The sequence below is a fragment of the Variovorax sp. GW821-FHT09D04 genome (assembly GCF_059416405.1).
Genome location: NZ_JBWKPA010000004.1, coordinates 371,216 through 393,297 on the forward strand (window position 1 = coordinate 371,216; position 22,082 = coordinate 393,297).

Annotated in this window: 19 protein-coding genes and 2 tRNA genes; 13 read left to right on the forward strand and 8 right to left on the reverse strand. The window is 68.2% G+C overall.

The window, feature by feature from the left end; genetic code table 11:
• Nucleotides 1-27 precede the first annotated feature (27 nt).
• The 4 genes from AC07O4_RS16055 to hrcA all read right to left on the reverse strand — a co-directional run bounded on the left by AC07O4_RS16055 (nucleotide 28) and on the right by hrcA (nucleotide 5,689).
• Nucleotides 28-3,162, reverse strand: a complete 3,135-nt coding sequence (locus AC07O4_RS16055) for an efflux RND transporter permease subunit (RefSeq protein ID WP_495305084.1) — start codon at nucleotides 3,160-3,162, stop codon at nucleotides 28-30.
• 19 nt (nucleotides 3,163-3,181) lie between these two features.
• A complete protein-coding gene (locus tag AC07O4_RS16060) occupies nucleotides 3,182-4,309 on the reverse strand; it encodes an efflux RND transporter periplasmic adaptor subunit (RefSeq protein WP_495305085.1) in 1,128 nt (375 codons plus the stop codon).
• 260 nt (nucleotides 4,310-4,569) lie between these two features.
• A tRNA-Ile gene (locus AC07O4_RS16065) sits at nucleotides 4,570-4,646 on the reverse strand.
• A gap of 35 nt (nucleotides 4,647-4,681) precedes the next feature.
• Nucleotides 4,682-5,689, reverse strand: a complete 1,008-nt coding sequence (gene hrcA / locus AC07O4_RS16070) for a heat-inducible transcriptional repressor HrcA (protein ID WP_139702596.1) — start codon at nucleotides 5,687-5,689, stop codon at nucleotides 4,682-4,684.
• Between the two features lie 31 nt (nucleotides 5,690-5,720).
• Between hrcA and AC07O4_RS16075 the strand changes: the two genes are divergently transcribed.
• From AC07O4_RS16075 to rapZ, 3 genes are read left to right on the forward strand one after another with little or no spacing between them, the layout of a single operon-like run.
• The gene (locus AC07O4_RS16075; RefSeq protein WP_070062001.1) at nucleotides 5,721-6,626 is read left to right on the forward strand and encodes an NAD kinase; all 906 of its coding nucleotides are present in this window, start codon (nucleotides 5,721-5,723) and stop codon (nucleotides 6,624-6,626) included.
• 37 nt (nucleotides 6,627-6,663) lie between these two features.
• Nucleotides 6,664-8,346, forward strand: a complete 1,683-nt coding sequence (recN, locus tag AC07O4_RS16080) for a DNA repair protein RecN (RefSeq protein WP_495268510.1) — start codon at nucleotides 6,664-6,666, stop codon at nucleotides 8,344-8,346.
• Nucleotides 8,347-8,348: 2 nt separating this feature from the next.
• Complete coding sequence (gene rapZ / locus AC07O4_RS16085; RefSeq protein ID WP_062476353.1) at nucleotides 8,349-9,221, forward strand: RNase adapter RapZ; 873 nt, start codon at nucleotides 8,349-8,351, stop codon at nucleotides 9,219-9,221.
• Nucleotides 9,222-9,234: 13 nt separating this feature from the next.
• Here the strand turns inward: rapZ and mutY are convergent, their stop codons facing one another.
• From mutY to mutM, 3 genes are all read right to left on the reverse strand, one after another.
• Nucleotides 9,235-10,269 (reverse strand): A/G-specific adenine glycosylase, encoded by a 1,035-nt coding sequence (gene mutY / locus AC07O4_RS16090; protein ID WP_495305142.1) that lies wholly within the window; start codon nucleotides 10,267-10,269, stop codon nucleotides 9,235-9,237.
• A gap of 40 nt (nucleotides 10,270-10,309) precedes the next feature.
• Entirely contained in the window at nucleotides 10,310-12,283 is a 1,974-nt protein-coding gene (locus AC07O4_RS16095) for a dynamin family protein (protein WP_495305086.1), read from the reverse strand.
• 103 nt (nucleotides 12,284-12,386) lie between these two features.
• Nucleotides 12,387-13,202, reverse strand: a complete 816-nt coding sequence (gene mutM / locus AC07O4_RS16100) for a bifunctional DNA-formamidopyrimidine glycosylase/DNA-(apurinic or apyrimidinic site) lyase (protein ID WP_095949174.1) — start codon at nucleotides 13,200-13,202, stop codon at nucleotides 12,387-12,389.
• Between the two features lie 71 nt (nucleotides 13,203-13,273).
• On the opposite strand from mutM, the gene AC07O4_RS16105 reads away from it, so the two are divergent.
• The 8 genes from AC07O4_RS16105 (at nucleotide 13,274) to AC07O4_RS16140 (ending at nucleotide 19,825) form a co-directional block, all read left to right on the forward strand.
• A complete protein-coding gene (locus AC07O4_RS16105) occupies nucleotides 13,274-15,130 on the forward strand; it encodes a tetratricopeptide repeat protein (RefSeq protein WP_495305087.1) in 1,857 nt (618 codons plus the stop codon).
• Complete coding sequence (locus tag AC07O4_RS16110; protein ID WP_495305088.1) at nucleotides 15,131-15,676, forward strand: lipoprotein insertase outer membrane protein LolB; 546 nt, start codon at nucleotides 15,131-15,133, stop codon at nucleotides 15,674-15,676.
• Nucleotides 15,673-16,554: a 4-(cytidine 5'-diphospho)-2-C-methyl-D-erythritol kinase gene (ispE, locus tag AC07O4_RS16115; RefSeq protein ID WP_070061996.1), complete on the forward strand. Its 882-nt coding sequence runs from the start codon at nucleotides 15,673-15,675 to the stop codon at nucleotides 16,552-16,554. Before AC07O4_RS16110 ends, ispE begins: the two co-directional genes overlap by 4 nt.
• 71 nt (nucleotides 16,555-16,625) lie before the next feature.
• Nucleotides 16,626-16,702 (forward strand) — tRNA-Gln (locus AC07O4_RS16120).
• A gap of 143 nt (nucleotides 16,703-16,845) precedes the next feature.
• The gene (locus AC07O4_RS16125) at nucleotides 16,846-17,820 is read left to right on the forward strand and encodes a ribose-phosphate pyrophosphokinase (RefSeq protein ID WP_062476346.1); all 975 of its coding nucleotides are present in this window, start codon (nucleotides 16,846-16,848) and stop codon (nucleotides 17,818-17,820) included.
• Between the two features lie 86 nt (nucleotides 17,821-17,906).
• Nucleotides 17,907-18,563 (forward strand): 50S ribosomal protein L25/general stress protein Ctc, encoded by a 657-nt coding sequence (locus AC07O4_RS16130; RefSeq protein WP_062476274.1) that lies wholly within the window; start codon nucleotides 17,907-17,909, stop codon nucleotides 18,561-18,563.
• An 81-nt stretch (nucleotides 18,564-18,644) separates the two neighbouring features.
• Entirely contained in the window at nucleotides 18,645-19,280 is a 636-nt protein-coding gene (pth, locus tag AC07O4_RS16135; RefSeq protein ID WP_095949172.1) for an aminoacyl-tRNA hydrolase, read from the forward strand.
• A 38-nt stretch (nucleotides 19,281-19,318) separates the two neighbouring features.
• Entirely contained in the window at nucleotides 19,319-19,825 is a 507-nt protein-coding gene (locus AC07O4_RS16140) for a hypothetical protein (protein WP_495305089.1), read from the forward strand.
• Here the strand turns inward: AC07O4_RS16140 and AC07O4_RS16145 are convergent.
• Complete coding sequence (locus AC07O4_RS16145; protein WP_095949170.1) at nucleotides 19,808-20,113, reverse strand: YfhL family 4Fe-4S dicluster ferredoxin; 306 nt, start codon at nucleotides 20,111-20,113, stop codon at nucleotides 19,808-19,810. The two genes, AC07O4_RS16140 and AC07O4_RS16145, sit on opposite strands and share 18 nt — an antisense overlap.
• A gap of 145 nt (nucleotides 20,114-20,258) precedes the next feature.
• On the opposite strand from AC07O4_RS16145, the gene AC07O4_RS16150 reads away from it, so the two are divergent.
• A complete protein-coding gene (locus AC07O4_RS16150; RefSeq protein WP_095746670.1) occupies nucleotides 20,259-21,209 on the forward strand; it encodes an ABC transporter permease in 951 nt (316 codons plus the stop codon).
• Complete coding sequence (locus AC07O4_RS16155; RefSeq protein WP_495305090.1) at nucleotides 21,206-22,081, forward strand: ABC transporter permease; 876 nt, start codon at nucleotides 21,206-21,208, stop codon at nucleotides 22,079-22,081. Before AC07O4_RS16150 ends, AC07O4_RS16155 begins: the two co-directional genes overlap by 4 nt.
• Nucleotide 22,082 lies beyond the last annotated feature (1 nt).

Consider the following 22,082-nt stretch of genomic DNA (forward strand, 5'->3'; position numbering starts at 1 on the left):
GCTTCACGGCCTTGTGATGCGACGGCCTCAGGCCACTTGTTCGCCGCCCTCCTCCGCCTTGCGCCCCATCAGCCTTGCGGCCACGCGCTTCACCAGCAGGTAGAACAGCGGCACGAAGAAGATGCCCAGTGCTGTCGCCGCAAGCACGCCGCCGAACACACCGGTGCCGATCGCGACCTGGCTGCCCGAGCCCGCGCCGGTGGCCACCGCCAGCGGGATCACGCCCGCCAGGAAGGCCAGCGAGGTCATCAGGATCGGCCGCAGCCGCAGGCGCGCGCCTTCGGCCACCGCTTCGAGCAGCGGCACGCCACGGCGCAGCGCGGCCTCCGCGAACTCGATGATCAGGATCGCGTTCTTGGCCGACAGGCCGATGGTCGCGAGCAGGCCGACCTGGAAGTAGATGTCGTTCGACAACCCGCGCAGCGCCGCCGCGATCACCGCGCCGAGCACGCCCAGCGGAATCACCAGCATCACCGACACCGGCACCGACCAGCTCTCGTACAGCGCCGCCAGGCACAGGAAGACCACGAGGATCGACAGCGCGAACAGCAGCGGCGCCTGCCCGCCCGACAGCCGCTCCTGGTACGACAGGCCGCTCCAGGCCTGGCCCGTGCCGCGCTGCTTCTTCGCGAGGGTCTCGATGGCCGCCATGGCCGTGCCCGAGCTCGTACCCTGCGCGGCCGCGCCCTGGATCTGCACCGCGGGCAGGCCGTTGTAGCGCTCCAGCTGCGACGCGCCCTGCGACCAGCGCGTGGTGGCAAAGGCCGAGAACGGCGTCATCGCGCCCGTGCTGCCGCGCACGAACCACTGGCCGATGTCGTCCGGCGCCGAGCGGTACGGCGCATCGGCCTGCACGTACACGCGTTTCACGCGGCCGCGGTCGATGAAGTCGTTGACGTAGCTGCCGCCCCAGGCAATGCCCAGCGTGGTGTTCACGTCGTCCAGCGACAGCCGCAGGGCCGAGGCCTTCAGCTGGTCGATGTCGACCTGCAGCTGCGGCGTGCCGGCCACGCTGTTGGCGCGCACCGACTGCAGGCGCGGGTCCTTGTTGGCCTCGCGCACCAGCTTTTCGCGCGCCTGCAACAGCCGCTCGGCGCCCATGCCCGAGATGTCCTGCAGCCAGAACTCGAAGCCGTTCGACTCACCCAGCCCCTCGATGGGCGGCGGCACTATGCCGAAGACCTCGGCGTCGCGCTGCTGCTTGGCCAGCGCCTTGCCGGCACGCTCGACGATGGCGTGCGCACGCTTGTCCGCACTGGCGCGTTCGGACCAGTCCTTCAGCGAGACAAACGCCATGCCCATGTTCTGCCCCGAGCCGCTGTAGCTCCAGCCGGTGAGCGTGAAGATGGTGTCGGTCGTGTCCTTCTCGGTCTCGAGAAAGTGCTTTTCGATCGCGCGGTTCACTTCGTCGGTGCGGCCCGAAGTGGCGCCGGCCGGCAGCGTCGCGATCACCATCACGCTGCCCTGGTCCTCTTCCGGCAGGAAGCCGCCGGGCAGGCTGAGGTACAGCAGGCCCATGCCGGCCACGATGGCGACGTACACCGCCGTGAAACGCAGCGGCTTGCGCAGGATGCGGCCCAGCACGCCCACGTAGCGGCCCTGCGCGGCGTCGAAGCGGCGGTCGAACGCGCCCAGGAAGCCGCGCGTGCGCGGCGGCACGCCGGCTTTCAGGAAGCGCGCGCACAGCGCCGGGATGAGCACGATGGCCACCACCACCGACAGCACCATCGACGCGATGATGGTCACCGAGAACTGCCGGTAGATCACGCCCACCGAGCCGCCGAAGAAGGCCATGGGCAGGAACACCGCCGACACCACCACCGCGATGCCGACCAGCGCGCCGGTGATTTCCTTCATCGACTTGATCGTGGCGGCCTTCGCATCGAGCCCCTCTTCGTGCATGACGCGCTCGACGTTCTCCACCACCACGATCGCGTCGTCCACCAGCAGGCCGATGGCCAGCACCATGCCGAACAGCGTGAGCACGTTGATCGAATAGCCGAAGGCCGCCAGCACGCCGAAGGTGCCCAGCAGCACCACCGGCACGGTGATCGCGGGGATCACCGTGGCGCGCCAGTTCTGCAGGAAGAGGAACATCACGACCACCACCAGCGCGATGGCCTCCAGCAGCGTCCGGATGACCGACTGGATCGAGATCTTGACGAAGCGCGTGGTGTCTTCCGCGTAGGCCACGCGCAGGCCGGCAGGCAGCGAGCGTTCGAGTTCGGCGATGCGCGCCTTCACCGCGCGGGCGGTGGTCAGCGCGTTGGCGCCGGGCGCCAGCATCACGGCCGAGCCCGCGGCCGGGTGGCCGTTCAGGCGCGTGGTCTCGGCATACGACTCGCTGCCGATCTCCACGCGCGCCACGTCGCCCAGCCGCACCACGGCGCCGTCGGCCTGCGTCTTGAGCACGATGGCCTTGAACTGGTCGGGCGTCTGCAGCCGCGACATCGCGGTGACGGTGGCGTTCAGGTGCTGCGTCGGCGCCGACGGCCGCGCGCCGATCTCGCCCACCGACACCTGCGTGTTCTGCGCGGTGATGGCGGCCGTGACGTCGGACGGCATCAGCTGGTAGCTCGCCAGCCGGTGCGGGTCGAGCCAGATGCGCATGGCGTACGCCGCGCCAAAGGCCTGCACCGAGCCCACGCCGTCGACACGGCTGATCGGGTCGCGCAGGTTGCTGGCCATCCAGTCAGCGATGTCGGTGTCGGTGCGCTGGCCGGTCTCGTCGTAGAGCGCCACGATCAGCAGGAAGTTGTTCTGCGACTTGGCGACCGTCACGCCCTGCTGCTGCACCGCCTGCGGCAGCCGGCTGGTGGCCTGACTGACCTTGTTCTGCACCTGCACCTGCGCGGTGTCGGGGTCGATGCCCTGGCGGAAGGTGACGTTGATCTCGGCCCAGCCGGCGGCGCTGCTGGTCGACTTGAAGTACATCAGGCCGTCGATGCCCTTGAGCTGCTGCTCGAGCACCTGCGTGACGCTGTTTTCCACCGCCTGCGCCGAGGCACCGGGGTAGTTGGCCGACACGACCACGGTCGGCGGCGCGATGTCCGGGTACTGCGACACCGGCAGCGTGCGAATGGCCACGCCGCCGGCCAGCATGATGAGGATGGCGATGACCCAGGCGAAGACGGGCCGCTGGATGAAGAAATGAGCGATCACGGAAGGTTGCGGTTTCTCGTCAATCGGCCGGGGAAGGCGCGGCGGCGGACGATGCACCCGCCGTGGACACCGACACCGGCTTCACTTTTTCGCCCGGGCGTGCGCGCTGCAGGCCATCGACCACCAGGCGGTCGCCCTCGCGCAGGCCCCGGGTCACGACCCAGTGCTCGCCCTCGGTGCTGCGCACTTCGAGCGCGCGCAGCTCGACCTTGTTGTCGGGCGCCACCACCAGCGCGGTCGGCTCGCCCTTCTCGTTGCGCGCCACGCCGCGCTGCGGTGCCAGGATGGCCTGACGCTCCACGCCAGACTCGACCTGCGCGCGCACGTACATGCCCGGCAGCAGCAGCCCTTGCGGGTTCGGGAATTCCGCGCGCAACGTGACCGAGCCGGTGGCCTCGTCGACGGCCACTTCGGAGAACTTCAGCGTGCCGGCATGCGGGTAAGGCAGGCCGTCTTCCATGCGCAGGCGGACCTGGGTGCTGGCCGGCGCCATGTCGCCCGAGATGAAGCGACGCTTGAGCTTCGTCAGTTCCAGGCTCGACTGCACCACGTCGACATAGATCGGATCGAGCCGCTGGATCGTCGCCAGTGCCATCGCCTGGCCCGGCACCACGAGCGCGCCTTCGGTCACGGCGGAACGGCCGATGCGTCCCGCGATGGGTGCGGTGATGCGCGTGAAGTCGAGGTTGATGCGCGCCGCCTTCACGGCCGCCTGCGCGGCCTTCACGCCGGCTTGCGCCTGCACCAGCGCCGCCTGCGCCTCTTCGTGTTCCTGCCTGCTCACGGCATTGGCCTTGACCAGTTCGCCAAAGCGATCGGCCTTGCCGCGCAGGCTGGCGATGGTGGCCTGCGAGGTGGCCAGCGTGGCCTGCGCCTGCTCGTGCGCGGCCTCGAACGGGCCGGGCTCGATCTCGTACAGCACCTGGCCCGCGCGGACCATGCCGCCCTCTTCGAACAGCCGCTTGCGCACGATGCCGTTGACCTGTGGCCTCACCTCGGAGACGCGGTAGGCGGCTGTGCGGCCCGCGAGCTCGGTATGCACGGCCACGTCGCTGGCGTGCAGCGCCACCACGCCGACTTCGGGCGGCGCGTCATCGGTGGTGGAAGCCTGCTTGGCGCCGCATGCAGCGAGCGCGAGCAGGGACATCGGAAGCAGGAGCTTGAAAAGCGGGGTCATGGCCATCGGGAATCGCAGTGCGGCGCGCGCAGGGATCACCCGGCTCGTTACATTTGCACTCAAATGGTGCATTCTGCCTTCGATGTTGCATTGCAACCTGAAGGAATCCTGTGTTTGCCGTAGGTGAAATCGGCGGCGGCCACAGGCCTCGCTCGCGCCCTCGCAGTTGCAAGGAAAAAGGCCGCGCAATGCGGCCTTCGTCGGAGTGTCTACAGAGGGGGAATGTGTGGTGGTAGGCCGTGAGTGGCTTGAACACTCGACCAACGGATTATGAGTCCGCTGCTCTAACCAACTGAGCTAACGGCCCACGCGGGCCCGATTCTATGCGCCGCGCGCAGCCGCTTACTTGCGGTGGCTCAGCGCGTTGCTCACCAGCCGCGACGTGATGTCGACGATCTGGATCATGCGGTCGTACGGCATGCGGGTCGGGCCGATCACGCCCAGCGTACCGACCACCTGGCCGTCCACCTCGTAGTTGGCGCTGACGATCGACAGCTCCTCGAAGGGCACGACCTGGCTTTCGCCACCGATGAAGATGCGCACGCCCTCGGCCTTGCTCGACACGTCGAGCAGCCGCATCAGCTGCGCCTTCTCTTCAAAAAGATCGAAGGCGCGCCGCAGCTGCCCCATGTCGCTGGAAAAATCGGTCACCGACAGCAGGTTGCGCTCGCCCGAAATCACGACGTCGTCAGCCTGCGCATCGGTGAGCACTTCGGAGCTGACCTGCACCGCGGCCTGCATCAACGCGGCGATTTCACCGCGCAGCTTCTCGACCTCGGACTGCAGGCGGTCGCGCACCTGCTCGATCGTCAGGCCCGCGAAGTGCGCGTTGATATAGTTCGAGGCCTCGACCAGTTGCGACTGCGAGTAGTCGGATTCCGGAAAGATCACGCGGTTCTGCACGTCGCCGTCGGGCGAGACGATGATCACCAGCAGCCGCCGCTCCGACAGGCGCAGGAATTCGATCTGCTTGAACACCGAGGCGCGGCGCGGCGCCATCACGACGCCCACGAACTGCGACAGGTTCGACAGCAGGTGCGCGGCGTTGGCGATCACCTTCTGCGGCTGGTCGGCCGCCAGGCTCGGCGTGCTCATCTGCTCGCGCTGCGCGGTCAGCATGGTGTCGACGAAGAGCCGGTAGCCGCGCGTGGTCGGCACGCGTCCGGCCGAGGTGTGAGGGCTGGCGATGAGCCCCAGCGCCTCGAGGTCGGACATGACGTTGCGGATGGTCGCAGGCGAGAGATCCAGCCCCGCCGAACGCGAGAGCGTGCGCGATCCGACGGGTTGCCCATCGGCGATGTAACGCTCGACCAGCGTCTTCAACAGCAACTTGGCACGGTCGTCCAGCATTGCAAGATTTTAGTGTTGTAATTTGTGAGCTATGACCTCACGCTTTCGTCACGTCGCCCTGATCGGCAAATACCAGGCTTCCGGCGCCCGGGCGCAAGCCGATGCGCGCGACGGCGTGATGGAGGGCATCGGCGCCTTCCTCGAATCGCAGGGTTGCACGGTGTTCGTGGAGCGTTCGTCCTGCGAGGACACCGACGCACCGCCCCACCCGCGCTACCAGGCGCTGTCGGTCGAAGAAATCGGCCAGCGCTGCGACCTCGGCCTCGTGGTCGGCGGTGACGGCACCATGCTCGGCATCGGCCGGCAGCTCGCGTGCTACGGCATCCCGCTCATCGGCATCAACCGCGGGCGGCTCGGCTTCATCACCGACATCCCGCTGGACAACTACCAGGCCACGCTGATCCCGATGCTGGCCGGCGAATACGAAGAAGACCACCGCAGCCTGATGCACGCGCAGGTGATCCGCGATGAGGCCCTGGTGTTCGACGCGCTCGCGATGAACGACGTGGTGGTCAACCGCGGCGCCACCTCGGGCATGGTCGAGATGCGCGTGTCGGTGGGCCGCCATTTCGTGGCCAACCAGCGCGCCGACGGGCTGATCATCGCGTCGCCCACGGGCTCGACGGCCTACGCGCTGTCGGCCGGCGGGCCGCTGCTGCATCCGGCGGTGCCGGGCTGGGTGATGGTGCCGATCGCGCCGCACACGCTGTCCAACCGCCCCGTGCTGCTGCCCGACGCCGACGAGATCGTGATCGAGCTGGTGAGCGGGCGCGACGCCAGCGCCAATTTCGACATGCAGTCGCTCGCCTCGCTCGCTATCGGCGACCGCGTGGTGGTGCGCCGCTCCGACTTCCGGGTGCGCTTCCTGCACCCGCGCGGCTGGAGCTACTTCGACACGCTGCGGAAAAAACTCCATTGGAACGAAGGGGGCTCCTGAATGAAGGACCACGCCCCCAGCTTGAGGACGAACTGAGATGGCTTTGCGACGCATCGCACTGCGCGACTTCGTGATCGTGCGGTCCCTTGAACTCGACCTGTCCGCCGGCTTCACGGTGCTGACCGGGGAAACCGGCGCCGGCAAGTCCATCCTGATCGACGCGCTGCAGCTGGCGCTGGGCAACCGCGCCGATGCCGGTGCCGTGCGCGAAGGCGCCGAGCGGCTCGACGTGAGCGCCGAGTTCGACGCCGACCCGGCCCTGGCCGGCTGGCTCGACGAAGGCGGTTTCGAGGCCGGCGACGGCCTGCTGCTGCGCCGCACGGTCGACCTGCAGGGACGCAGCCGCGGCTGGATCAACGGCAGCCCCGCCACCGCCACGCAGCTGCGCGAACTCGGCGACCGCCTGCTCGACATCCACGGCCAGCACGCCTGGCAGAGCCTGACCCGCCCCGAGGCCGTGCGCGGCCTGCTCGACGCCTACGCGGGCGCGCGCACCGACGCGCTCGACGCCGCCTGGCAGAGCTGGCGCCAGGCGCTCTCGGCGCTCGAGCACGCACGCTCGGCGCAAGACTCGCTGCAGCGCGAGCGCGAGCGGCTGCAGTGGCAGATTTCCGAAGTCGCGAAGCTGGCGCCGGGCGCCGACGAATGGGAAGAACTCTCGGCCCACCACTCGCGCATCTCGAACGCGCAGGCGCTCATCGACGCCGCCCAGGGCGCGAGCCAGGCGCTCGAAGACGACGACAACGGCGCCCTCGCCGCCCTCACGCGCGCCGCGACGCTGCTGCAGAACTGCGAGCACATCGAGCCCGAATTCCGCACGCTGGGCGAGGTGCTGGCCTCCTGCGTGGCGCAGGCCTCGGACGCGGCCCACTCGCTGCACGGCTACCTGCGCGACACCGACACCGATCCCAAGACCCTCGCCGAACTCGACGAACGCATGGGCCTGTGGATGTCGCTCGCGCGCCGCTACAAGCGCACGCCGGCCGAGCTGCCCGCGCTGCTGGCCGGCTGGCAGGCCGAGTTGCAGGCGCTCGACGCGCAAAGCGACCTCGAAGGTCTGGAGCGCGCCGAGCAGAACACGCAACAGGCCTACATGAAGGAAGCCAAGGCCCTCGGCAAGATCCGCAAGCAGGCGGCGCCGCGCCTGGCCCAGGCGGTCACGCAGGCGATGCAGGGCCTGGGCATGCAGGGCGGGCGCTTCGACGTCGAACTACAGCCGCTGGCACAGCCCGGCCGCGCCGGCCTCGAAGAAATCTCGTTCCTGGTGGCCGGCCACGCCGGCAGCACGCCGCGCGCCATCGGCAAGGTGGCCTCGGGCGGCGAGCTCTCGCGCATCGCACTGGCCATCGCCGTGACGACCAGCGAACTGGGCGCCGCGCAGACGCTGATCTTCGACGAGGTCGATGCCGGCGTGGGCGGCGCGGTGGCCGAAACCGTGGGCCGCCTCATGAAGCAGCTCGGCCGCGATCGCCAGGTGCTCGCCGTGACCCACCTGCCGCAGGTGGCGGCCTGCGCCGACCACCACCTCGTGGTCGCCAAGCGCCAGACGACGGCGGCCGGCACGGACGGCCCGCGCACCGAAAGCGGCGTGTCGCGCCTGGCAGCCGACGACCGCGCCCGCGAAATCGCCCGCATGCTGGGCGGCGAAAAGGTGTCGGCCACCTCGTTGGCCCATGCGCGCGAAATGCTGGGCCACAAGACGCCGGCGACCGCCCCATGAACATGAATCTCGACCTCGTCCTCATCACCGGCATGTCGGGCTCCGGCAAGTCGGTGGCGCTGCACGCGCTGGAAGACGCCGGCTACTACTGCGTCGACAACCTGCCGCCCGAACTGCTCACCGCTTTCATCGCGCTGCAGCACGAACAGCAAGCCACGCGCGTGGCGATCGCGATGGACGTGCGCAGCGGCGTGTCGCTGCCGATCGTTCCGCAGCAGCTCGAAGCGCTGCGCGCCGACGGCGTCTCGCTGCGCTCGCTGTTCCTCGACGCGACCACCGACGCGCTGCTGCGCCGCTATTCGGAAACGCGCCGGCGCCACCCGCTCTCGCGCCAGGAAAGCCGCACCGACGTACCTGAGCAGCACCGCGTGCTGGTGCAGGCCATCGAACTCGAACGCGAGCTGCTGGCCGACCTGCGCGATGGCGCCGACGTGATCGACACCAGCCTCATCCGCCCCGCGCAGCTGCAGAGCTACATCAAGGGGCTGATCTCGGCGCCGCAGAACGCGCTGACGCTGGTGTTCGAATCCTTCGCCTTCAAGCGCGGCGTGCCGCTCGATGCCGACTACGTGTTCGACGTGCGCATGCTGCCCAACCCGCACTACGTGCCGGCGCTGCGCGCACTGACGGGCCGCGACGAGCCGGTGATCGAATGGCTGCGCGAGCACGACGACGTGGCACGCATGTTCGACGACATCGAGCAGTTCCTGACGCACTGGCTCGACGCGCTGGCGCGCGACCACCGCAGCTACGTGACGGTGGCCATCGGCTGCACGGGCGGGCAGCACCGGTCGGTATTCCTGGTCGAGCAACTGGCACGCGCCTTCGGTGCGCGCTGGGGCGCGCTCAAGCGCCACCGCGAACTCGACGCCTGACGACGGAGGCCGCTCAGGCCTCGGCGGTTTCCAGCAGCTTGCGCATCGGGGCGGGCAGCCCCAGCCGGCTCCACTCCTGCGCCTCGACCCAGCGCGCGCCCTCGCCTTGCGGCTGGACGCCCTGCAGCAGCACGGGGTGCAGGTGCAGGTCCTTGTGGGTCAACACGTGCACGAAGGGCGACAGGTCTTGCATGTCGTGCGCCGCGCCCGACGGCAGGGCCGCGAGCAGGTCGTCGTGGCTGTCGAACACCGGCAGGCAATGCAGCCCCGCCCAGATGCCCTTGGCCGACCGCTTCTCCAGCCACACGCGCCCTTGCGCGTCGCGCGCCAGCAGCACCCACAGCGACTGGGCGCTGCGCTTGAGCTTGCGCGTCTTCACCGGGTAGCGCTCGGGCGCGCCCTGGCGCAGGCCCACGCAGCTCGCGTTCACCGGGCAGATCATGCAACTGGGCTTGCGCGGCAGGCAGACCGTGGCGCCCAGGTCCATCAGGCCCTGCGTGTAGTGCGCCACCGCCTCGCGCTGCCCGTCGGGCGGGAGCAGCTGCGTGGCGAGGTCCCACAGCGCGCGCTCCTGCGCCGCCGACGACATATCGCCGTCGAAGCCGAGCACGCGCGTCAGCACGCGCTTCACGTTGCCGTCGAGGATGGCCACGCGCTCGCCGAAACAGAAGGCCGCGATGGCGGCCGCCGTCGAACGACCGATGCCGGGCAGGGTCACGAGTTCGGCGGCGGTGTGCGGAAAGGCGCCGCCGAAGCGCGCAACCACCTCCTGCGCACAGCGGTGCATGTTGCGCGCGCGGCTGTAGTAGCCGAGGCCGCTCCACAGGCCGAACACCTCGTCCTCGGTGCCGGCGGCCAGCGCCGCCACGTCCGGGAAACGCTCGAGAAAGCGCGCAAAGTAGCCCAACACGGTCGTGACCTGGGTCTGCTGGAGCATCACCTCCGAAAGCCAGACGCGGTACGGATCGCGCGTGTTCTGCCACGGTAGCTCGCTGCGCCCATGGCTGCGCTGCCAGCGCACGACCTGTGCCGCAAAATCGGGGGGCAGCGACAGGGAAGGAGAGACGGCCGCCCGCGCGGCGTTGCGCTCAGGCCGCACGCAGTTGCTCGCCCGCGATGGCGGCGGCCGCAGCAGGCGGCTGGCTGCCGTGCTGCGCGATCAGCGAGGTGAACTCGTGCAGCCGCTCCTGCAGCGCGGCCAGGTGGCTTTCTTGCGCGGCGATCTCGGCCAGCCGGTCGTCGAGGCTGCCCGCGGCGTTCTGGATGCGTTCGATCGCCTCGATGCGCTTGCTGAAATTGCGGCGGCGCTCCTTGAGCTGCGCATCGATCTGCGCGCTGGCGCCCTTGCTCCAGCGCTCGACCTCGGTCATGGCGGCTTCGTTGACGAGCCGCAACCGGCTGGCCAGCGCGCGCACGAGCTTGTCGCAGAAGTCGGCCTGCGCGAGCTTGATCAGGTTGCCCACGCCCAGGTAGTGGATGTGGCTGCGCTCGATCTGGCCCAGCTCCTGCTCGAAGCCGCTCAGGTCGGGCTCGGCCGGCGCCTGCAGCGTGAAGCCCTGCTCGGCGTTGAGCTGGCGGAAGGTGGCGTGCAGCATCGACTGGATCTCGGCCGTGGTCGCCTGCACTTCGCGCAGGTTGTTGCGCAGCGCATCGAAGGTTTCGCCGTACACCTTGCGCACGTTGAACTTGACGCCGGGGCGCTTGAGCGCCGCGGCCAGCTTGACCATGTCGGCCTTGAGCGCCGTGCGCCCGAGCACCGCGTACACCTCGCGCAGCAGCTTGCCCTGTACCGAGCGCAGCGCCAGGATGCGGGTGTTGCTGCCCTCGAATTCAGCGTGTTCCTGGTCGATGCGCGCACGCATGTGGCGGATCACCGACACGTTCTTGCCGCGCAGGCCCTGCAGCTCGAGCGCCTGCTCCGACAGGTCGCGCTGGCGCACCTTCAGCAGGCGCTCGGCCTCGGTGCGCAGCGCGGTCATGCCGGCATCGACGGCGAGCCGCAGCATGGTCTCTCGCTTGCCGAGCACGCCTTCGCCGAGCAGCGCCTCGAGCGCCGGCAGCCGGCTGGCGTCGAGCAGGGCCGCGTCGTGACCGATCTTGGCCTGCAGCCCCTTCTGCGCCGACACCGGCAGCACCTGCGCCAGCGGCACCTCGAGCAGCCGGGCCGCGCCTTCGCGCTGGCGCTCGATCTGTTGCGCGATCTGCGCCGGGGTGCTCAGCGTGTCCCACAGCGTGTCGATCTTGTTGAGCACCACGAAACGCGTGTCGTGGCTCTCGTCGCCCGTGATCAGGTGCTCGCGCCAGATCGACAGGTCAGAGCGGGTCACGCCGGTTTCGGCGCCCAGGATGAAGACGACGGCATGCGCCTGCGGGATCAGGCTCACGGTGAGTTCGGGCTCGGCGCCGATCGCGTTCAGACCGGGCGTGTCGAGGATCACGAGGCCCTGCTCGAGCAGCGGATGCGGCATGTTGAGCACCGCATGGCGCCAGCGCGGAATCTCGACGCGGCCTTCGGCGTCCTGCACCGGGTTGTCGTCGGGCGTCTCGGGGTTCCAGAAGCCGAGCGCGCGGGCTTCGTCCTTGCTCACCCAGCGGACTTCGGCCACCTTGCCCATGGCGCGGGCCAGTTGCTCGGCGTCGCCCACCTCGATGGGCAACTCGGTCCAGCGCGTGGGCCGCTCGCGCCAGTGGGCGAGCGAATGCGGTTCCAGGCGGGTTTCGATGGGCAGCAGGCGCAGCTTGGGCGCCAGGGCGGCGTCGTAGCCCAGCTCGGTCGGGCACATCGTGGTGCGCCCGGCGCTGGCCGGCATGATCCGCCGGCCGTAGCCGGCAAAGAAGATCGCGTTGATCAGCTCCGACTTGCCGCGCGAGAACTCGGCCACGAAGGCCACCATGACCTTGCTGGTGCGGATCTGGTCTTCGAGTGCGCGCAGCCGTTCGGCCACGGCCTGGTCGAGCAGCTCGTTGTCGGTCAGCCAACGGGACAGCCACTGAAGGCGGCGTGCGAAGTTGCTCCGCCAGGCGCCGTGCTGATCGAGCTGTTGGTTGAAAGAGCGGCTCAAGGGGAAGATGTAAGTAAGAATTTACAAATATAACATCGCCACATGGCGAACGGGGTACCAACAGGAGTTTGCCCCGAAGCAGCCGCCACGGGGCCCGCCTTCCCTAGGATTTCTGGCAATGGGGGCAGTAATAAGTAGAGCGCTGCCCCTGTTTCAGCTGCCGGATCGGCGTGCCGCACACCCGGCACGGCTCGCCCGCGCGGCCGTAGACGGTCGCTTCGAGCTGGAAGTAACCGCTTTGCCCGTCCACGTTCGAGAAGTCGCGCAGGGTGCTGCCGCCCTTCTCCACCGCCCGCGCCAGGATGTCGCGCACCGCCGCATGCAGCTTGGCCGCGCGCGGCCGGCTGATGCGCGCCGCCGACAGGGTCGGCCGGATGCCGGCCATGAACAGCGCCTCCGACGCGTAGATGTTGCCCACGCCCACCACCACGTCGCCCGCGAGCAGCACCTGCTTGATGGCCGTGCGGCGTTTCTTCAGTCCAGCATGGAAGGCGTCGAGGTCGAAGGCATCGCCCAGCGGCTCCATGCCCAGCCCGCCGAGCAGCTTCAGCGCCCAGGGCGCCTCTTCATCGTCCACGTAGACCACGGCACCGAAGCGGCGCGGGTCGTTCAGCCGCAGGGTGCCAAGCTCGGTGACGAGGTCGAAGTGGTCGTGCACGCCGGGTTCCGGCAGGTGGATGTCGAAACGCAGGCTGCCCGACATGCCCAGGTGCAGCAGCAGCAGCCCGCGGTCCAGGTCGATCAGCAGGTACTTGCCGCGACGGCGCACCTCGCGCACGCGGCGCCCGACCAGCGCCTGCGGCACCACCATCAGCGCCCAGCGCAGCGGCTTGCCGATGCGCACGGACTCGATGCGCGCACCGGCGATGCGGTCGGCAAAGCCGCGTCGGGTGACTTCGACTTCGGGTAGTTCAGGCATGAAAAGTAAAACTCCGGCAGCGACGAAGCCCCATGCGGCGCTCGTTCAAATGGCTGGATTATTATGGTCAGATGAACCCATCGCCCCGCCGTCACCGCCTTGCGGCGGCCGCGTCTCTCGTGCTGCTTGCCTACACAACGCACGCACAGTCTCTTGAACCCACCGCCGCCGGCAACCCGCCTCCCGCCATTGAGCGCACGGCACCGCCGAAGCCGCCGGTGCGCCCCCGGACGACCCCTGCTGCCGCCAAGCCGGCCGCCGAAGCCGCGCAGCCGTCGGCGCTGACGGCTGACCTGTTCTACGAAATCCTCATGGGCGAGATCACCGCCCGCTCCGGCGATCCCGGCTCCGGCTATTCGCTGGTGCTCGACGCCGCCCGGCGCCTGCGCGATGGCAAGCTGTTCCAGCGCGCGGTCGAAATCGCGCTGCAGTCGCGCTCCGGCGACGCCGCCATTTCCGCGGCACGCGCCTGGCAGGAAGCACTGCCCAATTCGCGCGATGCCCGGCGCATCGAGCTGCAGATCCTGATCGCACTGAACCGCATCAGCGAAACCGTCGAACCGCTGCGCGCCGAAGTGGCTGCCACCTCGCAGATCGAGCGCCCCCTGCTGATGGCGGTGATCGCACGCACCTACGGCCGCGCCGCCGACAAGAAGCTGGCCGCCTCGGTGGTCGAGCAGGCACTGGTCGACGAACTCAAGAGCCCGACGACCGGCGGACTGGCCTGGGCCACCGTGGGCCGGCTGCGACTGAACGCCGGCGACCCCTCGGGGGCGCTGGACGCCGCGCGCAAGGGGCAAGCCATCGATCCGTCGTCCGAGGCGCCCTCGGCGCTGGCGCTCGAGCTCATCGACCCGGGCCAGCCGCTGGCCGAGCCGATCGTCACGCGCTACCTCGCGAACAACCCCAAGGCCTCGCCCGACCTGCGCATCGCCTATGCGCGCACGCTGGTCGAGAACCGCCGCTTCAGCGACGCCACCACGCAGCTGCAGACCCTGACCGCCGCGCGCCCCGAGCTGGCCGAGCCCTGGCTGCTGCTCGGCAGCCTGCAGATGCAGGCCCGCCAGGAAGCGGCGGCCGAAACCTCGCTCAAGCGCTACGTCGACCTGATGACGGCGCCGGGCCAGAGCCAGGACGCCGGTGACGTCGCCGACCGCAAGCGCGGGCTGACGCAGGCGTACCTCGTGCTGTCGCAGCTGGCCGAGCGGCGCAAGGATTTCCAGGCGGCCGACCGCTGGATCACGCGCATCGACAGCACTGACAACCAAAGCGCCATCCAGGGCCGCCGCGCCAGCCTGCTCGCGAAGCAGGGCAAGCTGCCCCAGGCCCGCGAGCTGCTGCGCGCGCTGCCCGAGCGCACGGCGGAGGAACGCAAGCAGAAACTGCTCGCCGAAACCCAGCTGCTGCGCGAAGCCAAGCAATACCAGGCCGCCTACGACCTGCTGGCCCAGGCTTCGGCCGCCGCGCCGGACGATGGCGACCTCGTCTACGACCAGGCCATGATGGCCGAGAAGCTCAACCGCCTGGACGACATGGAGCGGCTGCTGCGCCGCCTGATGACGCTCAAGCCCGAGAGCCAGAACGCGTACAACGCGCTGGGCTACTCCTTTGCCGATCGCAAGATCCGGCTCGACGAGGCCCGCACGCTCATCCAGAAGGCAGTGCAGCTCGCGCCCGAAGACCCGTTCATTGCCGACAGCCTGGGCTGGGTCGAGTTCCGGCTCGGCAACACGGCGGAGGCGATCCGCATCCTCGAGGCGGCCTACAAGACTCGGCCCGACCCCGAGATCGGCGCGCATTTCGGCGAAGTCCTGTGGTCGGTCGGCCAGAAGGACCGCGCGGTCGCGATCTGGAAAGAATCGCTGCTGACGGACGCCGAAAACGAGACGCTGCAGGAAACCCTCAAGCGCCTGCGCGTCAAACCCTGAATGGCATCGATCACGCACACGGCTCCCGCGCGGGGCGATGGGTCCCTCACCCGCCGCGCGGCGCTCGGCGCGGGCGGCAGCGCACTGCTGCTGTGGCTCGCGGGCTGCGCCCAGCTCTCGGGCGGCACCGCTGCCGCGCCCGGACGTTCGGCCAGCTGGAGCGGGCGAATGTCGCTGCGCATCGACAGCGAACCGGTCCAGACCTTTGCCGCCCTGTTCGAGCTGCGCGGCTCGGCCGAGACCGGCGACCTGACACTGACCACGCCCATCGGCAGCACGCTGGCGCAACTGCACTGGGCGCCGGGTGAAGCCCTGCTGAAGAACGGCAGCGAGACCCGCCGCTACGACTCCGTCGACGCGCTGATCGAAGCCGCCACCGGCGCCGCCATTCCGGTGGGCGCCCTGTTCGGCTGGCTCGATGGCCGCGCCGACCCGGTCCCCGGCTGGCGCGCCGACCTGGGCCAGCTGTCGAACGGCCGCCTGCAGGCCACCCGCGAATCCCCGGCGCCCCGGGCAGACCTGCGCATCGTGTTCGAACGCTCATGAAGGCGATCTACGACCTTCCCGCGCCGGCCAAGCTGAACCTGTTCCTGCACATCACCGGGCGGCGCGACGACGGCTACCACCTGCTGCAGTCGGTCTTCATGCTGATCGACTGGTGCGACACGCTCCACGTCGAACTGCGCAACGATGGCCAGCTCAGCCGCGAGGACCTCACCACGCCGCTGCCGGCCGACGACCTCGTGCTGCGCGCCGCCCGCGCGCTGCAGGCGCACGCCGCGCCGGGCCAGGGCGCGCACATCGGCATTGCCAAGCACGTGCCGGCGCAGGCGGGCATGGGCGGAGGGTCGTCGGACGCGGCCACCTGCCTGCTCGCGCTCAACCGCCTCTGGAACCTGAACCTGCCGCTGTCGCGCCTGGCGCAGATCGGGTTGAAGCTGGGCGCGGACGTGCCTTTCTTCCTCGGCGGACGCAACGCCTGGGTCGAGGGCATCGGCGAGGAAATCACCCCCGTGAACCTGCCGCCGGCACGCTTCGTGGTGGCCAAGCCACCCGAGGGACTCGATACCCGATTAATTTTTTCTGCGGATGATTTGGAACGGGCGACTCCTGTTGCTATAATCTCAGGCTTTGCTGCAGATAGCGAACAGCTAGAAGCCACAAACCTCGGCAACGGGGTTTACGACTTCGGTCACAACGACCTGCAGCCGGTTGCCCAACGGCTTTGCCCCGCAGTCACCGACGCCATCGAATGGCTCGGACTGCAAGGATTGAAGGCCCGGATGACCGGCTCCGGAAGTTCGGTGTTCGCGAAGATGCCGCAATTGCCGCAGGAAGCGGAACTGCTCGAAGCCCCCCGGGGATGGCAGGTTCGACAATGCGACAATCTGGCAGTTCATCCACTCTGGGGATGGGCAGCCTGAAGAGATAATCGGAACGCTCTGCGGTTCGATGCGACATATATCGGTGGGTGGTGCAAACCATCAACCTGTGTAGGGGAGTCGCCAAGCTGGTTAAGGCACTGGATTTTGATTCCAGCATGCAAAGGTTCGAATCCTTTCTCCCCTGCCAAATCTCTCAAACTGCGGCCTGATGGCCGCAGTGCTTCTTTTGCAGTCCACCGGCTGCAATAATCGGCGGCCCACACAGGCCGCCACGACTCGAAACCTTTGGCGGCTTTCCCGCAAGCCCATTTGCACTGCCCGGACGCGCTCATGCAGGCCAATCACCCTGACTTCTTGGTTTTCACCGGCAACGCCAATCCCGGCCTTGCTGCAGAAATCGCGCACAACCTCGGCACCTCGCTGGGCGCAGCACGCGTCGGTCGCTTCTCCGACGGCGAAGTCACCGTCGAGATCAACCAGAACGTCCGTGCGCGCGACGTGTTCGTGGTGCAGTCGACCTGCGCGCCGACCAACGAAAACCTGATGGAACTGCTGATCATGGTCGACGCGCTCAAGCGCGCCTCGGCCGAGCGGATCAGCGCCGTGATTCCCTACTTCGGCTACGCCCGCCAGGACCGCCGCCCGCGCTCGAGCCGCGTGCCGATCTCGGCCAAGGTGGTCGCCAACCTGCTGGAAACCGTGGGCGTCGAGCGCGTGCTCACCATGGACCTGCACGCCGACCAAATCCAGGGCTTCTTCGACATTCCGGTCGACAACATCTACGCCTCGCCCGTGCTGCTGGGCGACCTGCGCCAGAAGAACTACGAAGACCTGATCGTGGTCTCGCCCGACGTCGGCGGCGTGGTGCGCGCCCGTGCGCTGGCCAAGCAACTGAACTGCGACCTCGCCATCATCGACAAGCGCCGCCCGAAGGCCAACGTCAGCGAAGTCATGAACGTGATCGGCGAGATCGACGGCCGCAACTGCGTGATCATGGACGACATGATCGACACGGCCGGCACGCTGGTCAAAGCGGCCGAAGTGCTGAAAGAGCGCGGCGCCAAGAGCGTGTACGCCTACTGCACGCACCCGATCTTCTCGGGCCCGGCCATCGAGCGCCTCTCCAAGGGCACGGCCCTGGACGAAGTGGTCGTCACCAACACCATCCCTCTTTCCGACGCGGCCGTCGCGTGCGGAAAGATCCGCCAGCTCTCCGTGGCACCGCTGATCGCCGAAACGATCCAGCGCATTGCCAAGGGCGAGTCGGTGATGAGTTTGTTCTCGGACCAGGACAACCTGTTCTGAGCTGAGAACGAAAAAGCAGGCCTCCTTCGGAGGCCTTTTTGAACCGGAGTCGCACTGGTCGCGGTGGACTCTCACAGGAGCTAGTTATGAAATTCGTCGCTTATGAGCGCGCAAAGCAGGGCACGGGTGCGAGCCGCCGTCTCCGCATCACGGGCAAGACCCCGGGCATCGTCTACGGTGGTGACACCCAGCCGCAACTGATCGAAATCGATCACAACGCGCTGTGGCACGCCCTGAAGAAGGAAGCCTTCCACTCGTCGATCCTCGAAATGGACCTCGCCGGCGCCGTCACCAAGGTGCTGCTGCGCGACGTGCAATACCACCCGTTCCGTCAGCTGGTGCAACACATCGACTTCCAACGCGTCGATGCCAAGACCCGCATGAACATGAAGGTGCCGCTTCACTTCAAGGGTGAAGAAGAGTCCGACGCCGTCAAGCTGGATCACAACCTCGTGAACCACGTGATGACCGAGCTGGAAATCAACTGCCTGCCGAGCGATCTGCCTGAATTCATCGAGATCGACCTCTCGGGCCTGAAGAAGAACGCCACGCTGCACGTCAACGACATCAAGCTGCCCAAGGGCGTGAAGTTCGTGAGCCACGGCAAGACCAACCCCGTCATCGTGTCGGCCGTGCCGCCGCTGGTCTCGGAAGAGCCGGCACCTGCCGCCGAAGGCGCTGCTGCCGAAGGCGCTGCTGCTGCCGCTGGCAAGCCCGCCGCCAAGACGGCCAAGAAGAAGTAATCCTCTTTCTTTCCGTCCGCGAACAGAAGGCCCGCCCCGTGCGGGCCTTTTGCTTTGGGGGGCGGCGAGATAATTCCCGCCATGATCAAGCTGTTTGTCGGCCTCGGAAACCCGGGCCCTGAGTACGAAGCCACGCGCCACAACGCCGGCTTCTGGTGGATCGACGCCCTCGCGCGCGACTGGAAGCTCAACCTCGTGCCCGAGCGCGGCTACCACGGCCTCGCGGCGCGCGCGAACATCGGCGGCCAGAGCATCTGGCTGCTGGAGCCGCAGACCTTCATGAACCTGTCGGGCAAGTCGGTGGCCGCACTGGCGCGCTTCTTCAAGATCGCCCCCGACGAAATCCTCGTGGTGCACGACGAGCTCGACGTGGTGCCCGGCCAGGCCAAGCTCAAGTTCGGCGGCAGCCATGCAGGCCACAACGGCCTGCGCGACATCCACGCGCAACTCGGCACCGGCGACTACTGGCGCCTGCGCCTGGGCATCGGCCATCCCGGCGTGAAGTCGGAGGTCGTCAACTGGGTGCTCAAGAAGCCGCTCAAGGAACAACGAGAAGCGATCGAAGACGCCATCGTGCGCACCTTGCATGCCGCCCCCGCGCTGGTGGCCGGCGAGATGGAAAAAGCCACGCTGATGATTCACACGAGCAAACCGCCGCGGCCCAAGCCGCCGAGGCGGGAGCCCGGCGACGGAGGCACGACGCCTGCCGCCACCTAGCCGGCCACGGGAGTGCAGGGAGGGAGAGCAAACAAAAAATGAGAAAAAGAAGAACGACGACGAAGAACAAGAAGACAGCAGGCACAGCGGCAATTGCTATATTTTCAATAGCACTGTCCGCCGCCTGCATGGGCGCCTCAGCCCAGACTTGGCGATGCGGCAACACCTACTCTGACCAGCCGTGCGAAGGCGGGCGGACCGTGAAGGTGGACGACCGGCGCAGCGATGCGGACCGCAGGGCGTCGGAAGACGCCACGCGCCGCAACGAACACAGCGCGGGTCGGCTGGCACGCAACCGGGAGTCGCAGGAGCGGGAGGCGCTCGGCCGGCGCAATCCAACGACCTTCGATGCGGGGCGCTTCGCCTCAGGCGCACAACCGCTCACGCCCGCCGAACAAGCCGCCCAGGCCCGCCAGCGCAAGCACACGGCCGAGCCCCGCCCGACGAGCGCGCGCTTCAACAGCCCTTCGACTGGCGACGAGGCGCCGAAGGACACAGGCAAGAAGAAAATGAAGAAGAAGCCCGGCTCAGAGGGCGCCGGCTGACGACGACGGCGAGGCGGCATCCGAAGCTGGCGCTGCCGCCTTGTCCGCCGTGAGGCGCACGTACTTCTGCATCAGCGTCTCGCGGGTCTCCACATGGTCCGGATTCACCGGGATGCAAGCCACCGGGCAGATCTGCACGCACTGCGGCTCGTCAAAGTGGCCGACGCACTCGGTGCACTTGTGCGGATCGATCTCGTAGAACTCGGCGCCCATGTAGATCGCATCGTTCGGGCACTCGGGCTCGCAGACATCGCAGTTGATGCATTCGTCGGTGATCATGAGGGCCATCCCCCGATTATCGGCGGACCGGGCGAAGGCCTCCCAGCAGACCCTGCGGAGCCCCCGCCGGCGTCAGGGCGGTCCGGCGAGGAGCGACAAAGTTGACAGCCAAGGCACGGTTGTTGCACCAGTCAGTTATGCTGCGGCCCGCCCCATGAGTCTGTTTCTATTCAAGCGCATCGCCACGCTGATCGGCACCCTGATCGGCGCCTCGGTCATCGTTTTCCTCGTCCTCGAGATCCTGCCCGGCAATGCCGCGCAGATGCTCATGGGCCCCGACGCCTCGCCCGACGCCGTCGCCGCCCTGGCCACCAAGCTCGGCCTCGACCAGCCCGCGTGGACGCGCTACTGGCACTGGATCGGCGGCCTGCTCACCGGCAACCTGGGCGACAGCTATGCCTACAGCTCGCCCGTCATCGACCTGATCCTGGAACGCTTAGCGCTCACCGTGCCACTGGCCGTGATGGCCATGGCCCTCACCGTCGTCATCGCATTGCTCGTGGGCGTGACGGCCGCCGCGCGCCACAACAAGCTCGGCGACGTCGGCCTCATGGGCATGGCCCAGGTCGGCATCGCCATTCCCAATTTCTGGTTCGCGATCCTGTTGATCCTCGTGTTCTCGGTGCAACTGCAGTGGTTCTCCGCCGGCGGCTTCGAGGGCTGGGGTGAAGGCATCTTCGCGGGATTGAAATCGCTGCTGCTGCCGGCCTTGTCGCTGGCTGTGGTGCAAGCGGCCATCCTCGCGCGCATCACGCGCTCGGCCGTGCTCGAGGTGATGCGCGAAGACTTCGTTCGCACCGCGCGCGCCAAGGGCGTGTCGCAGCGCATGGTGCTGTGGACCCACGTGCTGCGCAACGCGATGATCCCCGTGATCACCGTCATGGGCATGCAGTTCTCCGAGTTGCTGGCCGGCACCATCGTGGTGGAGAACGTGTTCTACCTGCCCGGGCTGGGCCGGCTGATCTTCCAGGCCATCAGCAACCGCGACCTGATCGTGGTGCGCAACTGCGTGATGCTGCTCGCGGCCATGGTCGTCATCGTGAACTTCGTGGTCGACGTGCTGTACGCCGTCATCGACCCGCGCATCAAGGCGAGCGACGTATGAGCACGACCACCGTTCCCAGCGCCGTCGTTCTCAAGGTGCCGGGCTTCTGGCGCCGCGCCCTGCACCACCGCAGCTTCGCGATCGGCGGCGTGCTGAGCCTGCTGCTGTTGATCGCTGCCGTGCTCTCCCTGGTCTGGACACCCTGGTCGCCCTACGCGATGGACATGGCGAACAAGATGCAGGGCCCCTCGGCCACGCACTGGCTCGGCACCGATGCCTTCGGGCGCGATGTGGCCTCGCTGCTGCTGGTGGGCGCGCGTGCGTCCATCCTCGTGGGCGTGATCGCCGTGGGCATCGGCCTCGTGGTCGGCACCGCGCTGGGCCTGCTCGCTGCTGCGAGGCGCGGCTGGATCGAAGAGGCGGTGATGCGCCTGTCGGACTTCACGCTCGCCTTCCCCGCGATCCTGTCGGCCATCATGATGACCGCCGTGTTCGGTGCAGGCATCGTCAACGCCATCATCGCGATCGGCTTCTACAACATCCCGACCTTCGCGCGCATCACGCGCGCTTCGGCCAACGCCATCTGGTCGCGCGAATACGTCGCCGCCGCGCGCGCCTGCGGCAAGGGATCGTTCGCGATCACGATGCAGCACGTGCTGCCCAACATCTCCGCCGTGCTGATCGTGCAGATCACGATCCGCTTCGCCATTGCGATCCTGGCCGAAGCTGCGCTGTCGTACCTCGGCCTCGGCACGCAGCCGCCGCAGCCCTCGTGGGGTCGCATGCTCAGCGAAGCCCAGACCCTCATGTTCCAGCAGCCGCTGCTCGCGGTGTTCCCCGGTATGGCCATCGCCCTGGCGGTGCTCGGCCTGAACCTGATGGGCGACGGTCTGCGCGACCTGCTCGATCCGCGCCTGGCGCGCGCGAGGTAAA

What these genes read in the sequence shown, in the direction of transcription:
- AC07O4_RS16140 (WP_495305089.1), top strand. Translation starts at nt 19,319, where the DNA reads ATGAGAAAAAGAAGAACGACGACGAAGAACAAGAAGACAGCAGGCACA.
- AC07O4_RS16130 (WP_062476274.1), top strand. Translation starts at nt 17,907, where the DNA reads ATGAAATTCGTCGCTTATGAGCGCGCAAAGCAGGGCACGGGTGCGAGC.
- AC07O4_RS16105 (WP_495305087.1), top strand. Translation starts at nt 13,274, where the DNA reads ATGAACCCATCGCCCCGCCGTCACCGCCTTGCGGCGGCCGCGTCTCTC.
- AC07O4_RS16125 (WP_062476346.1), top strand. Translation starts at nt 16,846, where the DNA reads ATGCAGGCCAATCACCCTGACTTCTTGGTTTTCACCGGCAACGCCAAT.
- hrcA (WP_139702596.1), bottom strand. Translation starts at nt 5,689, where the DNA reads ATGCTGGACGACCGTGCCAAGTTGCTGTTGAAGACGCTGGTCGAGCGT.
- AC07O4_RS16075 (WP_070062001.1), top strand. Translation starts at nt 5,721, where the DNA reads ATGACCTCACGCTTTCGTCACGTCGCCCTGATCGGCAAATACCAGGCT.
- AC07O4_RS16145 (WP_095949170.1), bottom strand. Translation starts at nt 20,113, where the DNA reads ATGGCCCTCATGATCACCGACGAATGCATCAACTGCGATGTCTGCGAG.
- ispE (WP_070061996.1), top strand. Translation starts at nt 15,673, where the DNA reads ATGAAGGCGATCTACGACCTTCCCGCGCCGGCCAAGCTGAACCTGTTC.
- recN (WP_495268510.1), top strand. Translation starts at nt 6,664, where the DNA reads ATGGCTTTGCGACGCATCGCACTGCGCGACTTCGTGATCGTGCGGTCC.
- AC07O4_RS16155 (WP_495305090.1), top strand. Translation starts at nt 21,206, where the DNA reads ATGAGCACGACCACCGTTCCCAGCGCCGTCGTTCTCAAGGTGCCGGGC.
- mutM (WP_095949174.1), bottom strand. Translation starts at nt 13,202, where the DNA reads ATGCCTGAACTACCCGAAGTCGAAGTCACCCGACGCGGCTTTGCCGAC.
- pth (WP_095949172.1), top strand. Translation starts at nt 18,645, where the DNA reads ATGATCAAGCTGTTTGTCGGCCTCGGAAACCCGGGCCCTGAGTACGAA.
- rapZ (WP_062476353.1), top strand. Translation starts at nt 8,349, where the DNA reads ATGAATCTCGACCTCGTCCTCATCACCGGCATGTCGGGCTCCGGCAAG.
- AC07O4_RS16060 (WP_495305085.1), bottom strand. Translation starts at nt 4,309, where the DNA reads ATGTCCCTGCTCGCGCTCGCTGCATGCGGCGCCAAGCAGGCTTCCACC.
- AC07O4_RS16150 (WP_095746670.1), top strand. Translation starts at nt 20,259, where the DNA reads ATGAGTCTGTTTCTATTCAAGCGCATCGCCACGCTGATCGGCACCCTG.
- AC07O4_RS16110 (WP_495305088.1), top strand. Translation starts at nt 15,131, where the DNA reads ATGGCATCGATCACGCACACGGCTCCCGCGCGGGGCGATGGGTCCCTC.